This window comes from Leifsonia sp. NCR5, from assembly GCF_002105485.1.
In the GTDB taxonomy this organism is placed as follows: Bacteria; Actinomycetota; Actinomycetes; order Actinomycetales; family Microbacteriaceae; genus Leifsonia.
Genome location: NZ_NCSR01000026.1, coordinates 13,809 through 30,107 on the forward strand (window position 1 = coordinate 13,809; position 16,299 = coordinate 30,107).

17 protein-coding genes are annotated in these 16,299 nt (G+C 70.6%); 12 read left to right on the top strand and 5 right to left on the bottom strand.

Annotated elements, in window-relative coordinates:
• Nucleotides 1-31: 31 nt before the first annotated feature.
• Nucleotides 32-781, bottom strand: a complete 750-nt coding sequence (locus tag B7438_RS17320) for a gamma-glutamyl-gamma-aminobutyrate hydrolase family protein (RefSeq protein ID WP_085370934.1) — start codon at nt 779-781, stop codon at nt 32-34.
• A gap of 168 nt (nt 782-949) precedes the next feature.
• Between B7438_RS17320 and B7438_RS17325 the strand changes: the two genes are divergently transcribed.
• From B7438_RS17325 to B7438_RS17355, 7 genes are read left to right on the top strand one after another with little or no spacing between them, the layout of a single operon-like run.
• Entirely contained in the window at nt 950-3,025 is a 2,076-nt protein-coding gene (locus tag B7438_RS17325) for a TPM domain-containing protein (RefSeq protein WP_085370935.1), read from the top strand.
• A gap of 37 nt (nt 3,026-3,062) precedes the next feature.
• Complete coding sequence (locus B7438_RS17330) at nt 3,063-3,839, top strand: PspA/IM30 family protein (protein ID WP_085370936.1); 777 nt, start codon at nt 3,063-3,065, stop codon at nt 3,837-3,839.
• Between the two features lie 26 nt (nt 3,840-3,865).
• On the top strand, nt 3,866-4,813 hold the full coding sequence (locus tag B7438_RS17335) for an arginase family protein (RefSeq protein WP_085370937.1): 948 nt from the start codon (nt 3,866-3,868) through the stop codon (nt 4,811-4,813).
• A 22-nt stretch (nt 4,814-4,835) separates the two neighbouring features.
• Nucleotides 4,836-5,621 (top strand): crotonase/enoyl-CoA hydratase family protein, encoded by a 786-nt coding sequence (locus tag B7438_RS17340; RefSeq protein ID WP_085370938.1) that lies wholly within the window; start codon nt 4,836-4,838, stop codon nt 5,619-5,621.
• 53 nt (nt 5,622-5,674) lie between these two features.
• Nucleotides 5,675-7,123, top strand: a complete 1,449-nt coding sequence (locus B7438_RS17345) for an NAD(P)/FAD-dependent oxidoreductase (protein ID WP_085370939.1) — start codon at nt 5,675-5,677, stop codon at nt 7,121-7,123.
• A gap of 4 nt (nt 7,124-7,127) precedes the next feature.
• Complete coding sequence (locus B7438_RS17350; protein WP_085370940.1) at nt 7,128-7,493, top strand: Fe-S oxidoreductase; 366 nt, start codon at nt 7,128-7,130, stop codon at nt 7,491-7,493.
• The gene (locus B7438_RS17355; RefSeq protein ID WP_085370941.1) at nt 7,490-8,356 is read left to right on the top strand and encodes an SDR family NAD(P)-dependent oxidoreductase; all 867 of its coding nucleotides are present in this window, start codon (nt 7,490-7,492) and stop codon (nt 8,354-8,356) included. The genes B7438_RS17350 and B7438_RS17355 overlap by 4 nt, the downstream gene beginning before the upstream one ends.
• A 55-nt stretch (nt 8,357-8,411) precedes the next feature.
• Here B7438_RS17355 and B7438_RS17360 read toward each other — a convergent pair whose 3' ends face one another.
• On the bottom strand, nt 8,412-8,858 hold the full coding sequence (locus tag B7438_RS17360; RefSeq protein ID WP_085370942.1) for an SIP domain-containing protein: 447 nt from the start codon (nt 8,856-8,858) through the stop codon (nt 8,412-8,414).
• A 140-nt stretch (nt 8,859-8,998) separates the two neighbouring features.
• Between B7438_RS17360 and B7438_RS17365 the strand changes: the two genes are divergently transcribed.
• Nucleotides 8,999-10,090 (top strand): ATP-dependent DNA ligase, encoded by a 1,092-nt coding sequence (locus B7438_RS17365; RefSeq protein WP_256922101.1) that lies wholly within the window; start codon nt 8,999-9,001, stop codon nt 10,088-10,090.
• A 15-nt stretch (nt 10,091-10,105) separates the two neighbouring features.
• On the opposite strand, the gene ligD is transcribed toward B7438_RS17365, so the two are convergent.
• Complete coding sequence (gene ligD / locus B7438_RS17370) at nt 10,106-11,125, bottom strand: non-homologous end-joining DNA ligase (RefSeq protein ID WP_179150861.1); 1,020 nt, start codon at nt 11,123-11,125, stop codon at nt 10,106-10,108.
• A gap of 148 nt (nt 11,126-11,273) precedes the next feature.
• Here ligD and B7438_RS17375 point away from each other — a divergent pair, with 148 nt between their 5' ends.
• Complete coding sequence (locus B7438_RS17375) at nt 11,274-11,945, top strand: endonuclease/exonuclease/phosphatase family protein (RefSeq protein WP_085370970.1); 672 nt, start codon at nt 11,274-11,276, stop codon at nt 11,943-11,945.
• A gap of 66 nt (nt 11,946-12,011) precedes the next feature.
• Nucleotides 12,012-13,451, top strand: coding sequence for a lipase maturation factor family protein (locus B7438_RS17380; RefSeq protein WP_143466030.1), 1,440 nt, complete (start codon nt 12,012-12,014; stop codon nt 13,449-13,451).
• Nucleotides 13,452-13,484: 33 nt separating this feature from the next.
• Here the strand turns inward: B7438_RS17380 and B7438_RS17385 are convergent, their stop codons facing one another.
• On the bottom strand, nt 13,485-14,108 hold the full coding sequence (locus tag B7438_RS17385; RefSeq protein ID WP_085370944.1) for a hypothetical protein: 624 nt from the start codon (nt 14,106-14,108) through the stop codon (nt 13,485-13,487).
• 95 nt (nt 14,109-14,203) lie between these two features.
• On the opposite strand from B7438_RS17385, the gene B7438_RS17390 reads away from it, so the two are divergent.
• A complete protein-coding gene (locus B7438_RS17390) occupies nt 14,204-14,506 on the top strand; it encodes a DUF1905 domain-containing protein (protein ID WP_085370945.1) in 303 nt (100 codons plus the stop codon).
• 17 nt (nt 14,507-14,523) lie between these two features.
• Here the strand turns inward: B7438_RS17390 and B7438_RS17395 are convergent, their stop codons facing one another.
• Nucleotides 14,524-15,045: a hypothetical protein gene (locus tag B7438_RS17395; protein WP_085370946.1), complete on the bottom strand. Its 522-nt coding sequence runs from the start codon at nt 15,043-15,045 to the stop codon at nt 14,524-14,526.
• Nucleotides 15,046-15,275: 230 nt separating this feature from the next.
• Between B7438_RS17395 and B7438_RS17400 the strand changes: the two genes are divergently transcribed.
• The gene (locus B7438_RS17400) at nt 15,276-16,259 is read left to right on the top strand and encodes a helix-turn-helix domain-containing protein (RefSeq protein WP_085370971.1); all 984 of its coding nucleotides are present in this window, start codon (nt 15,276-15,278) and stop codon (nt 16,257-16,259) included.
• The last annotated feature ends 40 nt before the right edge of the window (nt 16,260-16,299 follow it).

A 16,299-nucleotide genomic window follows, 5' to 3' on the forward strand; every position in this document is an offset into this window, starting at 1 on the left:
GGTTGGGGCTGGTCCGGCCGGTTGGGCCGGGTCAGGCGACGGCGGCGACGGCGGCCGACTGGACGCCGGACAGGTGCGCGATCAGCGCGGCCAGCTGGCCGGCGGGCGCTCCCGGGTCCTCCGGGTGCCACTGCACCGCGATGACCGGCGCCGTCTCGTGTTCGAGCGCCTCGACGTGGCCGTCGGGCGCGCGGCCGGTGACGCGGAGGCCCGAGCCCACGGCATCCACTGCCTGGTGGTGGGCGCTCTGCACGTCCACCGACGTCGCGCCGAGCAGGTCGGCCGTGAGGCTGTCCTCGGCGATGGCGACCGGATGCGACGCCATGATCTTGCGGATCGGGACGCCGTGGTTCCTGTGCGTGCTGTCGTCGCCGAGGTGCTGCACGATGGTGCCGCCGAAGGCGACGTTGAGGATCTGCAGGCCGCGGCAGATTCCGAGCAGCGGCGTCTCCCGCTCGACGGCGCGGCGCACCAGCGCGAGCTGTGCCTCGTCCGCCGTCTCGAGGTGGCGGCTCTCCCCCGGATATCCGGTGCTTCCGCCGTAGAAGCGGGGCGCGATGTCCTCGCCGCCCATCACCACGATGGCGTCGGCCGTCTCTGTGCGGGCGAGGAGCGCATCCACGCCGTCGTCGGCGGCGAGCCTCGACACGGTCCAGCCCTGCGACTGGGCTTCGGCGATCACGGCGCCGACGAGCAGCTGCACGTAGCCGTGGTACTCCGGGTCGTCACCGCGGAAACGGGTGGCCTCGACCACGGCGAGGGAGCGACCCTGGATGCCCATGCCTGCTCCTCTCCCATTGGTGTGCGTCCCGTCCATTCTGTTCGGAGGCGGAGGAGGACGCATCCCGCGTGTAACAGGGTGAAACACACGGCGGCGGCGGAGCCCTGGCGCGTCTTCCCGAGCCCCCAATAGACTCGGCTGGTACCACCGACTCGAGAGAGTGAGTAGATGCACCGACGACGCGTACGTGGCGGATTCCTGCTGGCGATCGGACTGGTGTTCGGCTCTGCCCTCGGCACAGCGTCGATGGCGAGCGCTGTCGACCCGGTCGACCTCGGCTCCGGCCACGTTGTCGATCAGGCCGGGGTGGTCACGTCGCAGGTGTCGACCATCGAGGCGGCGACCGACAAGCTGTACACCGACCACAAGATCGACCTGTTCGTGGTCTACGTCGACCGGTTCACCAACCCGACGGATGCGGCGGACTGGGCCAACGAGACCGCGGCGCAGAACAACCTCGGTCCGTCCGACTACCTGCTGGCCGTCGCCACGGACGGGCGTGCGTACTACCTGTCCGGGGACGACGCAGGGCCGGTGTCCGCCGACCAGCTCACGCAGATCGAGCAGAACGACATCGAGCCGAAACTGCGCGCAGGCGACTGGTCGGGCGCCGCCGTCGCGGCTGCCACCGGGCTCGGAGACGCCGTCGGAGGCGGAGGGGGCGGCGCAGGGTTCTTCTGGGTGTTCATCATCGCCGTCGTGGTCATCGGCGTCATCATCTTCTTCGTGGTCCGCTCGCGTTCGCGGAAGAAGGTCGCCGCCGGCGGGCAGCCGCAGACCCCGCAGAGCGAGCTGCAGACCATTCCGCTCGTCGATCTCGAACGTCGCGCGGGGTCCGCCCTGGTGCAGACGGACGACGCCATCCGCACCAGCGAGGAGGAGCTGGGCTTCGCGACGGCGCAGTACGGAGCAGACTCCGTCGTGCCGTTCCAGGCGGCACTGGATGCGGCGAAAGCGCAGCTGAGAGACGCCTTCACCCTCAAGCAGAGGCTCGACGACGCCGAACCGGACACCGACCAGCAGAAGCGCGAGTGGAACGCCCAGATCGTGCAGCTCTGCGCGGCGGCCAACGACGCCCTGGACAAGCAGGCGGACGCGTTCGACGAACTGCGCGCGCTGGAGAAGCGCATCCCGCAGGCGACGGCGGAGGTGCAGACAGCAGCGGACACGGTCCACGGAAGGCTCGACCAGACGGCCGCCACCTTCGCCACCCTGTCCTCGACGTACACTGCGGCGTCCCTCGCGACGGTGCAGGACAACATCCACCAGGCGACGGAACGGCTCGCGTTCGTGACCACGGCGCTGACGGCCGCGAAGCAGAAGAGCGACGCCGGGGACACCAGCGCTGCGGCGATCGGCGTGCGGGCGGCCGAAGAGTCCGTCGACCAGGCCAAGCTTCTGCTCGACGCGGTCGACAGGGTCGGCGCAGACCTCGGGACGGCGCAGCAGACCATCGACTCCACCATCTCCGAGCTGGAGAGCGACCTCGCGGAGGCGCGCACTATCGCGGCGACCGACGACGCGACAGGGGCCGTCGCCGGGGTCGTCGCCGCCACGGAGCAGACGGTCGCCGACGTCAGATCGAAGATCGCAGCCGGCCCGATCAACCCGCTGGAGATCGCCCAGCGACTTGCAGCCGCCAATCAGAACATCGACGGCGTGCTGCAGAACGTGCGGGATGCGCGACAGCAGACCCAGCGCGCCCAGGCGTCGCTGCAGCAGACGCTCCTCGCCGCGCGCTCCCGGGTGTCCGCGTGCGAAGACTTCATCACCGCTCGCCGCGGAGCCGTCGGACCGGAGGCACGCACCCGGCTGGCCGAGGCAGGACGGCTGGTCGTGCAGGCCGAGGCGACGGCAACGGCCGACCCGGTGACCGCACTCGCCCAGGCGCAGCGCGCCGCCCAGCTGGCCGAGGAGGCGACGCAGCTCGCCCAGCGCGACGTTGGCGGGTTCCAGCCGGATTCCGGCGGCCTCGGCGACCTCGGCGGCCTGTTCGGAGGCGGCGGGTTCAGCGGAGGCGGCTCCGGCGGCGGCAATCGCGGCGGAGGGAACGGAGCGATGGGGGCGATCCTCGGCGGCATCCTGATCAACTCCGTGCTCGGCGGCGGCGGTGGAGGCGGCGGACTCTTCGGCGGAGGCGGCGGTGGCGGAGGAAGCCGCAGTCGCAGCGGCGGCGGCGGGTTCAGCTCGGGAAGCTTCGGCGGGGGCGGAACCCGCTCGCGCCGCGGAGGCGGACGGTTCTAAGGCGCCTGACCGGGGGCCTCAGCGAAAGGAAAACACGATGGCAAAACAGTCCATTTTCGGTCGGATCTCACAGCTGCTGAGAGCGAACGTGAACGCGCTCATCGACCAGGCGGAAGACCCGGAGAAGATGCTCGACCAGATGGTCCGCGACTTCACCAACAGCATCGCCGACGCGGAGAGCGCCATCGCGGAGACGATCGGCAACCTCCGCCTGCTCGAAGACGACCACGCGGAAGACGTCGAAGCGGCATCGTCGTGGGGCCAGAAGGCCCTCGCGGCGAGCAAGCAGGCCGACACGTACCGCTCCGGCGGCGACACCGCGAACGCCGACAAGTTCGACAACCTCGCGAAGGTCGCCCTGCAGCGCCAGATCTCCTCGGAGAACGAGGCGAAGGCCGCTGAGCCGCAGATCGCGGCGCAGACCGAGGTGGTCGAGAAGTTGAAGTCCGGCCTCAACGGCATGAAGACCAAGCTCGAACAGCTCAAGAGCAAGCGCTCCGAGCTGATCGCCAGGGCCAAGAGCGCCCAGGCGCAGTCGCAGGTGATGGATGCGGTCAAGAGCGTCGACATCCTCGACCCCACCAGCGAGGTCAGCCGCTTCGAGGAGAAGATCCGCCGCGAGGAGGCGAGGGTCCGCGGAGCGTCGGAGCTCGCGGCCTCCAGCCTGGACGCGCAGTTCAACCAGCTCGACGACCTCGGCGAGATGACGGAGGTCGAGGCGCGCCTCGCCGCCCTCAAGACCGGCGGAGCACCCGCGCAGCCCGCCGTGACGGCCGACCCGGCGTCGTCGGCGCCGTACACCCCCGGTCAGTGACGGGTGGCGGCGGAGGCGGGAGACGGATGAGCGGCGCGTCCTTCCTGGTGGTGCCGCAGTGGCAGGGGTCCGGATCGTCGCGGGCCATGCGGCTGATCGACGGCGCGGAGGCGATCAGGGGCGACCTGCCCGCCGCCGCGACCACCGTGGTGCCCGTCCCCGCCGCTGCGGGCGAATCCCTCGGCACCGGCGTGCACCGGTTCTCCGCGCTCACGACCGTGCGCGACGCTGCGACGGCCGAGCTCATGCTGCTCGACGCTCCGGTGGTCACGATCGGCGGGGACTGCGCCGCCGACCTCGCCAGTGTCCAGCACGCAGTCGCCGTCGCAGAGCCGGGGTCGGTCGCCCTGGTCTGGTTCGACGCGCACGCCGACATCAACGACGTGGGATCCTCCCCGTCGAGCGCCTTCCACGGGATGGTCGTGCGCGCCCTCCTCGGCGACGCACCGGACGGGCTCGCGTCTACCGGACCATCCCTCCTGTCCCCCGCGCAGGTGATCCTGGCGGGGACGCGAGCACTGGACGACGGCGAGTCGGCGTACATCGACGAGACGGGCATCCGGATGCTCGGCCCGGCCGAACTCGACGACCCGGCCGTCCTGGTCGCGGCCGTCGAGGCGACGGGAGCGACGTCTGTGTACGTGCACATCGACCTGGATGTGCTCGACCCCGCCACCATCAGCGGCATCGGGTACCCGGAGCCGTTCGGGGTGCAGCCGGAAGCGCTGTGCGACGCGGTGCGGGCGCTGCGGGGGCGGTTCGAGCTGGCCGGTGCTGCGATCACGGAGTTCGCGCCGGAGTCCCCGGATGCGGCGGGGCGCGACATGGCCGTGATCCTGCGGATCCTGGGCGCGCTGACCGGGCGGCTGGGCGGTGGCGCGGGCGGCGCGGCTGGCGCGGGCGGCGGTTCCTCCACAGGCGGCGCCGCACGCCATCTCTCCACAGATCCGCGCCCTGCCGATGACGCGTCCTGACGGCGGAGGTAGCTTGGGAGACATGACCGAACCCAAGATCATCACCGAGCGGCGGGGCCACGTCCTGCTCATCGGCTTCAACAGACCGGAGAAGCGCAACGCCGCAGACTTCGAACTCCTCCGGCTGCTCTCCGACGCATACGGAGAGCTCGAACGCGACCCCGAGTTGCGCGTCGGCCTCGTCTACGCCGTCGGCGACCACTTCACCGCAGGCCTCGACCTCGCAGACATCGGGCCGCGCATCGGAGCGGACGGCCTCACCATCGAGAGCGACGACGGCATCAACCCGTGGCAGGTGTCCGGGCAGCGTCTCAGCAAGCCCGTGGTGATCGCCGTGCACGGCACCTGCCTCACCCTCGGCATCGAGCTGATCCTGGCGAGCGACATCGCCGTTGCGGCACGGTCCACCACGTTCGGCCAGATCGAGGTATCCAGGGGCATCCTGCCGTTCGGCGGGGCCACCATCCGGTTCCCCCGCGCCGTCGGCTGGGGCAACGCCATGCGCTACATCCTCACCGGCGACTCCTTCGATGCGGCAGAGGCCCATCGCATCGGCCTGGTGCAAGAGCTGGTCGACGACGGAGAGCAGTTCGACAGGGCGCTCGCCATCGCGGAGCGGATCGCGGCGCAGGCTCCCCTCGCCGTCCAGGCCGCGCTCGCCAACGCCAAGCTGGCGGTGCGAGAAGGCGACGCGGCGGCGGAGGCCCAGTTGCAGCCGGCGCTCGTCCGGCTGGCCACCAGCGAAGATGCCGCGATCGGCATGCAGGCCTTCCTCACCAGGACCCAAGCGGAGTTCGTGGGCCGCTAGCGGCGTCCCCCTCCCCGACCACCCCGCACGACAACGAATCGACAGGAGAGAGCATGAGCAGCAACGAATACGACGTGATCGTGATCGGAGCGGGAGCGGTGGGCGAGAACGTCGCCGACCGGGCGGTGCAGGGCGGGATGCGCACCGTCATCGTGGAGGCCGAGCTGGTCGGAGGCGAGTGCTCGTACTGGGCCTGCATGCCGTCGAAGGCGCTGCTCCGTTCCGGAGCGCTGCTGCGCGCGGCGCAACGGGTCGGCGGGACGCGCGAGGCCGTCACCGGTCCGCTCGACGTGGAGGCGGTGCTCCGGCGCCGCGACGTCATGACGAGCGACTGGAAAGACGACGGGCAGGTGGAGTGGCTGAACGGAGCGGGCATCGACCTCGTCAGGGGCCACGCCGTCATCACCGGTGTCCGCGAGGTGACCGTGACGGCCGAGGACGGCACAGAAACGGTGCTCACGGCAAAGCACGCCGTCGCCGTCTGCACCGGCTCCGCCTCGCTCCTTCCCGACATCCCGGGCCTCCGCGAGAGCGAGCCGTGGACGAGCAGGGACGCCACGAGCGTCCAGCGCGTCCCGGTGTCGCTCGCGATCCTCGGCGGCGGTGTCGTCGGGGTCGAGATGGCCACGGCGTACGCCGGGTTCGGCACGGAGGTGCACCTCATCTCCCGCAGCGGCCTGCTCGGCGCGAACGAGCCGTTCGCCGGGGAACTCGTCGCGGACTCGCTGCGCGAACTCGGCGCGAACCTGCACCTCGACGTGTCCCCGACCGCCGTCGAGCGCACGGACGACGACGGCTTCCAGCTCACGCTCGACGACGGCACCACCATCCGCACCGACGAACTCCTCGTGGCGACGGGACGCATCCCGCACACCGCTGGCCTCGGCCTGGAGGCCTTCGGTCTCGAAGGCGGGGCGTGGCTGAACGTCGACGACTCGATGCGCGTCCTCGGCGCCGACGGAGAGCCGGTCGACGGTGGATGGCTCTACGGCGTCGGCGACGTCAACCACCGCGCGCTGCTCACCCACCAGGGCAAGTACCAGGCGCGGGCCGCCGGAGACGCGATCGCGGCCAGGGCGAAGGGCGCGAAAGTCTCCCTCGAGCCGTGGGGCACCTACGTGGCGACGGCCGATCACCAGTCGGTGCCGCAGGTCACGTTCACCGACCCGGAGGTCGCGTCCGTCGGCCTCACGGCCGCAGCGGCCGAGAAGGCCGGATACCGCACCAGGGTGGTCGACTACGAGATCAGCGGGGTCTCCGGGGCGAGCATCGCCGCGGACAACTACGTGGGGAAGGCGAGGATGGTCGTCGACGAGGACCGTCAGGTCGTCCTCGGGGTCACCTTCGTCGGGCAGGACGTCGGCGAGCTGCTGCACTCGGCCACCATCGCGGTGGTCGGCGAGGTCCCCCTCTCCCGCCTCTGGCACGCGGTGCCGTCGTACCCGACGCTGAGCGAGGTCTGGCTGCGGCTGCTCGAAGCGTACGGCCGGCCGAAGGAATAACGGGATGCGCGTGATCACCCGCGTGCTGTTCGACTCCCCGATCAGCACGCTCGGCTACCTCTACGCCACGGCCGTCGGCCTGGTCTGGGGCTTCATCTGGAGCACGGGGCGCGTCGAACGCCGCGCCGGGCTGTTCGTGTTCCGCGGGATGCCGGAGCGCACGTTCGGCAGGGGCGGTTCGTGCGTCGGAGGCTGCTACCTCACCGCACAGAACGTGTCGGACGACATCCTGGAGCACGAGGCGATTCACAAGCGTCAGTGGCAGCGTTACGGCATGGTGTTCCCTCTGCTCTACCTCGTCTCCGGACGGGATCCGCTGAAGAACCGTTTCGAAATCGAGGCCGGCCTCGAGAAAGGTGGCTACCGATGACCGCAGCGTCCGAGGGTTCCCGGCGCACGATCGTCCTGACCGGTGCGAGTTCCGGGATCGGGCTGGTCGCCGCCCAGCGGCTCTCCGAGCAGGGCAACGAGGTGGCGGTGGTCGGGCGCAACCCGGAGCGCACCAGGGGCATCGCGGAGAAGATCGGGGCGACGCCGTTCCTCGCCGACTTCGAGAAGCTCGACGAGGTGCGGGCGCTCGCCAGCGCGCTGCTCGACCGCTACGACACCATCGACGTCCTCGCCAACAACGCCGGCGGCCTGAACGCCAAGCGCGAGCTCACGGTCGACGGCCACGAGCGCACCATCCAGGCCAACCATCTGGCGCCGTTCCTGCTCACCCACCTGCTGCGGCCCCGGCTGGAACAGACGGCGGCGCTGGGCCGGGATGTGCGGGTCGTGTCCACGGCCAGTCTCGCCAACCGTTTCGGTCATCTCCGCCTCGACGACCTCGACTGGGAGAAGCGCGCCTGGCTGGGCGGCTGGCGGGCATACGGCACGGCCAAGCTGGCGACCATCCTGTTCATCAGGGAGCTGGCGGAGCGTCTCACCGGCACGGGCGTCGACGCGTTCTCGTTCCATCCGGGCACGATCGCGACCAACTTCGGCCGCACGTCGCCGCTGATCCGGTTCGGGGCGTTCGTCACCCGCAACGGCTACGGCGTCCCCGTCGAGGCCGGGGCGGCTCCGCTCGTCCGCCTCGCAGCGGAGGCTCCGGTCGGTGCGCCGAGCGGAACGTACTTCGACCGCCTCAACGCCAACGGTCCCACCGCCGCGCAGGCGAAAGACGCGCAGCTCGGCCGCGACCTGTGGACGATCACCGAACAGCTCGTGGGGGTGGACACCCGCGTGTGACGCCGCGGTGACGCCGTGAGGTCAGGGGAGCGCCGTGAGGGTGCGCGGGGCGCCGTCAGTGGTAGGCGGGGGCGACGATGGCGTCGGCGGGCATGCCGACCACCGATTCGAGGTGGTCGCGCACCTCGGAGACCAGGGCGAAGCCGCCGGTCAGGATGACGCGGGTCTCGCCCGGTCCGTCGCAGAGCATCTCGGTGGTCCAGGCGCGGACCGCGCGGGTGGCGGCCTCTCCCCTGGCGCAGCGTTCGCCGGTGCCCGGGCGGCCGCTGCGGGTGTGGCGGGTGAGCCAGGTGACCGTCATGCGCATCGGGGTGGCCAGCCGGACGATGTCGTCCGCGTCGCCGACCTCCACGAACACCCGGCCGCGAGCGCACAGCGGAAGCAGCGCGAGCTCGGCTTCCAGCTCGGTCAGCGACGACTCGTCACCGACGACGAGGAACTGCACACGGTCGTCGTGGTGGGCGGTGGTCGCGGTGTGGTTCGCGTGATCGGGTCGGTACATCGTGGTTTCAGTATAGGCGAGCCTTACCTAACACCGAAGGGCTCCGAGCGGATGCCCAGCGACCGGCCAGCAGGGTCGCCGAGCGCACGGTGCCGAACGCAAGGGTTCCGCCCGGCCTGCCGACGCGGGATGATCGACGCATGGAGCCAACGCACCCGTCGCCCGCCCAACCGGTCGCCCCCATGCTGGCGAAAGCCGTCCCCACCGTGCCGGATCCGGACAAGGTCGACGGCGGGCTCAGCTACGAACCCAAATGGGACGGGTTCCGCGCCATCGTCTACGCGACCGGCACCAGCAACCCAGACGGCACCGGCACCATCGAGAGCGTCGAGATCGGCAGCAGAGGCTCCAAGATGCTCACGCGGTACTTCCCCGAACTCGTCGAGGCGTTCGCGCGCATCCTGCCCGGGCCGTGCGTGCTCGACGGCGAGATCGTCGTGCCGACCGGCGAGCCCGGCGCGCAGCGGCTCGACTGGGAGGCGCTGTCGCAGCGCATCCACCCCGCCGCGAGCCGGGTGAAGCTGCTGGCCGAGCAGACCCCGGCCACCTTCGTCGCGTTCGACCTGCTCGCGCTCGGCGACGAGTCGTACCTCGACCGGCCGTTCTCGGAGCGCCGTGCCGCGCTCGAAGCGTTCGCGGGCGACCTCCCCGCTCCCATCGAACTCACCAGGACCACCACCGACGTCGACCTCGCCCGCCGCTGGCTGGTCGAGTTCGAAGGCGCCGGGCTCGACGGGGTCGTCGCCAAACCGCTGGCGGCGCCGTACGCGCAGAACAAGCGCACCATGCTGAAGGTCAAGCACCACCGCACCGCCGACGTCGTGGCGCTCGGCTACCGCATCCACACCAGCGGGCGAGGGGTGGGGTCCCTGCTCGTCGGCCTGTACGACTCCGACGGCGAGCTGCGCAACATCGGGGGCGTCTCCGCGTTCACCGACAAGCGCAGACTGGAACTGGTGGACGAACTCGACCCGCTCGTGCTCCGGGACGACGACGGGCAGACCGTCACCGGCGAGACGGAGCGCAGCAGGTTCTCGTCCGGCAAAGACGTGTCGTTCGTGCGGCTGCGGCCGGAGCGCGTGCTCGAAGTGCGCTACGACCAGATGGAGGGGATGCGGTTCCGCCACACCGCCCAGTTCGAGCGCTGGCGTCCAGACCGCGACGCGCGCTCCTGCACCTACGAGCAGCTCGACCGCCCGATCGCCTACGACCTCGGAGACGTCCTCAGCTGACGTCGCGGCGCGCGGCTAGGGCTTCTTGGCGCGGCTCGGCTGCACGCGCGGCGGCTCGCCGGGCATCTTCGGGTAGTCGGGAGGGAACGGTAGTTCGCCGAGGCCGTCGTCGAGGTCGCGCTGCCACCAGCCGAGCAGCTCGTCGATGCGGCCCGGCTTGTCGCCGAACGTCTCCCACGGGTCGCCGACCGTCGCCAGCCGTTCCGGGATGGTCAGGATGGTGTGCGAGCGCGGGTCCGTCGACTCCAGCTCGTCCCAAGTGATCGGCGTGGCCACCGGGGCGTGGGCGAGAGCGCGCGGACTGTATGCGCCCGCCATCGTCCTGTCCCTGTTGGCCTGGTTGAAGTCGACGAAGATGCGCTCGCCGCGCTCCTCCTTCCACCACGCCGTCGTGACCTTGTCGGGCATCCTGCGCTCCAGTTCGCGGGCGGCGGCGATCACCGCGTGCCGCACATCCAGGAACTCGTGGGTCGGCTCGATCGGGGCGAACACGTGCAGGCCGCGGTTGCCGGAGGTCTTGATGAACGTATCCAGGCCGGCCTCGCGCAGCACGGCGCGCAGCTCGATGGCCGCGGGGATCGCGTCGCCGAAGTCGGTGCCGGGCTGCGGGTCGAGGTCGATGCGGAGCTGGTCGGGGTTGTCCGAGTTCTCCGCGCGCGACGGCCACGGGTGGAAGACCACCGTGTTCATCTGCACCGCCCACACCGCGGCGGCCGGTTCGTCGATGACGAGCTGGGGATGCGAGCGGGCGCTCGGGTAGACCACCATCACCGAGCGCACGTAGTCCGGCGCGCCCCTCGGCGGGTTCTTCGAGAAGAACTGCTCGCCGTCGATGCCCTCCGGGAAACGCTGCAGCGACACCGGCCGGTCGCCGTTTGCTCGGACGAACGCGTCGCCGACCGCGACGAAGTAGTTCGCGAGGTCGAGCTTCGTGATGCCGAGCTCCGGCCACAGCACGCGGCCGGGGCTCGAGATCCGCACCTCGCGTTCGCCGTGCGGACCGGGGACCGTGAGGACAACTGCGTCGCCTGCCATGCTCACACCGTACCCGTCCGGTCGTCGAAGCCGATGACACTCGTGTGAATTCCGTGTGCGAAGCGGCGCGCGAGCGCGTCTCGGCACCGTTGTGGGTGAGAATGATGAGGCGTCCCCGAAGACGGGGTGCGAGACACGAGGAGTTCCCCTGAAGATCGTCAGCTACAACCTGCGCAAGCACGCGGCAGGCCACGAGCTCGCGGACATCGCTGCAACCTACGACGTCGACGCGCTGTGCCTGCAGGAGTGCGACAGTGAGGCGCTTCCCGAACGCCTTCACCACCTGATCCTCGCCGACGCGACGAGGACCAACCGTCTCGGCCTCGCCGTCTACGTGCGCGAAGACCGCTACGACATCCTCGACACCAAGGTGTTCGCCGTGCAGAAGTCGGTGCACGACCGCGTGCTCGCCCCGGCCAACGAGCGGCTGCTCGCGGTGCGCCTGCACGACAGGGAGACCGAGGAGGACGTGCTCGTCGGGTCGTTCCACGCGGCGCCGCTGACCGCATCCAACTCGTTGCGGCGCAAGCAGATCGCCGCCGCCCACGCCGGGATGCGCTCCCTGGCCGCCGACATCCCGTCGGTGATGGTCGGCGACTTCAACTACCCCTGGTTCATCCGCGGGCTGGAGCGGCACCTGACCACGGCGGGCTACGCCCTCAGCCGTAGTACCGAGCCGACCTACCTGCGCTACAAGTTCTTCACCGGATACTTCGACTTCGTCACGTCCACCGGGTTCGAGATCCAGCGGGTGGATGTGCTGCCGCGTGGAGCCTCCGACCACCGGGCGATCAGCCTGGACGCCGAACTCGCCGCCTGACCCGCACCTGGACCGCCCGCCGGGCGCGGCGTATCGTGAAGCGCGTTTCCTGGCGAGGTGGTGCGCGTGGACGTTCTCGGGTGGCTGGCCGCTACCGACTACACGATCGCGCGCGAGATCCTCGAGCGGGGCGTCGCCGCCATCTACCTGATCGCGTTCGTCTCCGCGGTCAACCAGTTCCCCGCGCTGCTCGGTGAGCACGGGCTGCTCCCCGCCCCGCGCTTCCTGCGAAGCGCATACGCGCGCAGCCAGCCCACCATCTTCCGCCGCCGATACTCCGACCGGATGCTCCTCGCCGTCGCCTGGACCGGCGCAGCGCTCTCGGCGCTGATCGTCGCCGGCGTTCCGCAGCTCGCGCCGACCTGGGTGTTCCTGCCCGTCTTCCTGCTCGTCTGGTTCCTCTACCTCTCGATCGTGAACATCGGGCAGACGTTCTACGGGTTCGGCTGGGAGAGCCTGCTCTGCGAGGCGGGGTTCACCGTCGCGCTGCTCGGCGCTCTCGACACCGCTCCCCCGGTGACGGTCGTGTTCCTGCTGCGCTGGCTGGTCTTCCGGCTCGAGTTCGGAGCGGGGATGATCAAGATGCGCGGCGACCGGTCGTGGCGCGACCTCACCGCGCTGTACTACCACCACGAGACCCAGCCGATGCCGAACCCGCTGAGCCGCACCGCCCACCTGCTGCCGAAGTGGTGGCACCGGCTGGAGGTGCTCGGCAACCATTTCGCGCAGCTGATCGTGCCGTGGCTGCTGTTCGCGCCGCAGCCGGTGGCCAGCATCGCGGCGGCGGTCGTGATCCTCACCCAGCTGTGGCTGGTGGCGACGGGCAACTTCGCCTGGCTGAACGTCATCACCATCGTGCTCGCGTTCTCGGCGGTGGACGACGCGTCGTTCTCGTGGCTGTTCGGCGGCGCGCGGCTGGGCGGCATCGGAGCGGACGGCGTGCCCGGCTGGTACGCGGTCGTGGTGCTGGTGGCGAGCATCCTGATCGTCGGCCTCAGCTGGCAGCCGCTGCGGAACCTGTTCGCGCGCAGGCAGCTGATGAACGCGAGCTTCAACCGGTGGCATCTCGTCAACGCGTACGGGGCGTTCGGCACGGTCACGCAGGAGCGGTTCGAGGTGATCGTCGAAGGGACCGAGGACGACCCCAACGATCCGGATGCGCGCTGGCGGGAGTACGCGTTCAAAGGAAAGCCGGGCGACGTGAAGCGGCTCCCGCGACAGTTCGCGCCGTACCATCTGCGACTCGACTGGCTGATGTGGTTCCTCGCGCTCGGGTCGAGGGACACGGAGTGGTTCGAGATGTTCCTGCTGCGGCTGCTGGAGGCGGATGGGCCGACCCTGCGCCTGTTACGCACCGACCCGTTCGGCGGAATGCCGCCGCGGGCCGTGCGGGCCAGGATGTTCCTCTACCGGTTCACGACGCGGGAGGAGAAACGCGCATCCGGGAACCGGTGGATGCGCGAGGAGATCGCCGACCTCGTCCCACCGGTGTCGCTGCGTGGCTGAGCGGCAGCGCAGCTGCGCGCCAGCGCGACCGGCTCAGTATCCGCCGCGCTCCTCCTCGAGCTTGGCCAGGTCGCGCCAGATCAGCAGCCGCAGCCGAGCGGGGCGCTCCTCCTCGTAGTTGGCCTTGAGCGCCTCCGCGCCGGAGAACGCGTCGAGTCCGGCCTGGATGGCGCGGCCCACCTCGTCCCAGGCGTCCTGCCTGGCGCGCTCCACGATCCTCAGCAGCTCCTCCTCGGAGTCCGCCTTCGCGCGCAGTGCCGTCGCCAGCGCCCTGGCCGCCTCCTCGCGCAGCGCCAGGTTGCCCGCATCGACGTCGCGGTAGTCGTGCGGGTGCGTCGCGTCGCCGCCCAGCCCCGCCACCGCGAGCCGCGCCTCGGCCGCCCGCTCGGCGGCCTGGTCCTGCTCGTCGGCGAGCTCCCGCAGCATGTCGGCGGCCTGGGCCGTGTGCCTGGCGGGGTCGAACGGGTTGTCCTGCTGGATGGTGTCGACCACGATGTGGTTCTTCACCGCCATCCTCGTGGCGTAGTCGGCGAGGAGCATCCCCTCCTCCACGGACTGTTCGAGGGTCGGCGGAGCCGCTTCCTCGAGCGCGTCCTCGTCGAACGGCCGGGTGCGCGGCGTGACCGCGCGCTTGCGGAACCAGTTCGGCCAGCGCATCCCTCTCCTCGGATCGCAGGCGGCGCGGAAAGGAGCGGCGCCGCCCTGCCCTTCCATTCTGTCGGAAAACCGCCCCGGTGAGGCAGAGTGGTGGCATGGCCGGTGTGCGATACGAATTCGAAGCGGAACTGTGGCGGTGGGAGGCCAGGCGGGACCTGTGGGTGTTCGCCCGGCTGCCGCTCGACGTGTCGGAGGACATCCGGCTGCAACCGCATCCACCCGCCGGGTTCGGCTCGGTGAAGGTGATGGTGACGCTCGGCGGCTCGCGGTGGTCGACGTCGGTGTTCCCCGAGTCGGCGGACGGGTCGTACATCGTCGCGATCAAGGGTTCCGTGCGGCAGAAGGAGGGCGTCGGGCTCGGCGACGTGGTGAGGCTGGGGATCGAGACGCTGCTGTAGGGGTCAGGCGCGCGAGGTCAGGCGACGAGCATCCAGGTCGTCATCGCGCACATCGCGACGGCGGAGGCGACGGGGAGCAGGGCCGCGACGATGCCGTGCGTCGCTGCGAGGCGCACGGCGCAGGCGAGGCAGACGACCGTGAGCACGGCGACCGCGACGGCGATGACGAGCAGCAGCCAGGAGCCGCCGAGGTGAGCGGCGTGCGGATCGCCGGATGCCGCGCCAGTGGATGCAGCGGCCGACGCGGCGCCGTCGTGACGGTGGAGCGCCACGAGCACGACCATGAGCGCCATCGTGAACGGCTCGACCGCGAACCGCGCCTGGCCGCGCCTGCGTCCCGTGGCAGCGACCACCGCGGCGATGACGAACAACCCAGCGGCCCAGACGGCTCCGGGAACCAGGGGGACGGCGATCGCAGAACCCGCCATGTCCGCCGCCATCGCCGCCGTCGCGAGCAGCGAGAGCACCGGCAGCACGATCAGCGGAACGCTCGGGATGCGGCGCGCGGCCGGGCGCGGCGAGACGGTGGCGCTGGTCATACCGTCAGGCTACGAAGGCCGCCGTTCTCCCGGTGTGCCGCCCGCGCATCCCTGTTGCCCGCGCCCGCACGGTCCGGCCGGAGCGCGCGGGGGTTCGCGTGCTACGATCCGTATCACGGATCGTATACAGTGTCGTCCCGATCAGGTGAGGTAACCCCGTGCTCAACCCGACAACGCAGGCCGTCAACCAGACAACGCAGCCCGGCCCGACTATGCAGCCTGGCCAGATCATGCAGCCCGGCCCGGCCACGCAGGCCGCCGGTCAGCCGCGTGCCAACCGCGTGACCACCTCCATCGCCAGGAACTTCAGCGAATTCCGCACCGCGGTGTCCGAGTCGTTCGTGCCGCTGCACGTGACCAGTTCGCGTCCCGACCCGTTCTGGGGGCGCATCCGGTCGGCGGGCGCCGACGAGGTGCACGTCTCCGAGGTCAGCGCCGCCGAGCACGTCGTCGAGCGCACGCCGGAGCTGATCGCGCGCTCCGATCGGCACTACTTCAAGCTGAGCCTGCAGCTGTCCGGCACCGGTCTGCTCATCCAGGACAACCGGGAAGCCGTGCTGCAGCCGGGCGATCTGGCCGTCTACGACACCCACCGGCCGTACTCGCTGGTGTTCGACGACGACTTCCGCACGATGGTCGTCATGTTCCCGAAGCACCTCATCGACCTGCCCGCCGACGTGGTGGCCCAGCTCACCGCGGTGAAGATGAGCGGCAAGTCCGGCGTGGGCAGCATCATCGTCCCGTTCCTGGCGCAACTGGTCGGCAACCTCGAGCAGCTCAACGGCGCGACGGGCGCCAGGCTCGCCCACAGCGCGCTCGACCTGGTGACGACGATGTTCGCCAACGAGCTCGACGTGACCAGCGGGCCCGGCAACCCGCACCAGGCGCTGATGCAGCGCATCCGGGGCTACATCGACGCGAACCTGGCGTCCACCGACCTCGGTCCGACGCAGATCGCCGCCGCGCACTTCATCTCCACGCGGCACCTGCACGGGCTGTTCCGCGAGCAGGGCACGACGGTGTCGTCATGGATCCGCACCCGGCGGCTCGAACGTTGCCGGCGCGACCTGCTGAACCCGCTCTACGGCGACCGCCCCGTGGCCGCGATCGCCGCCCGCTGGGGGTTCGTGGACGCCGCACACTTCTCCCGGGTGTTCAAGGCGACCTACGCCGAGTCGCCGAGCGAACTGCGCGCCTCCGGCCGCGCCGCCTGACGATCGAGTCCGAAGTTGTTCACGCCCCGCCCCGGCGTGT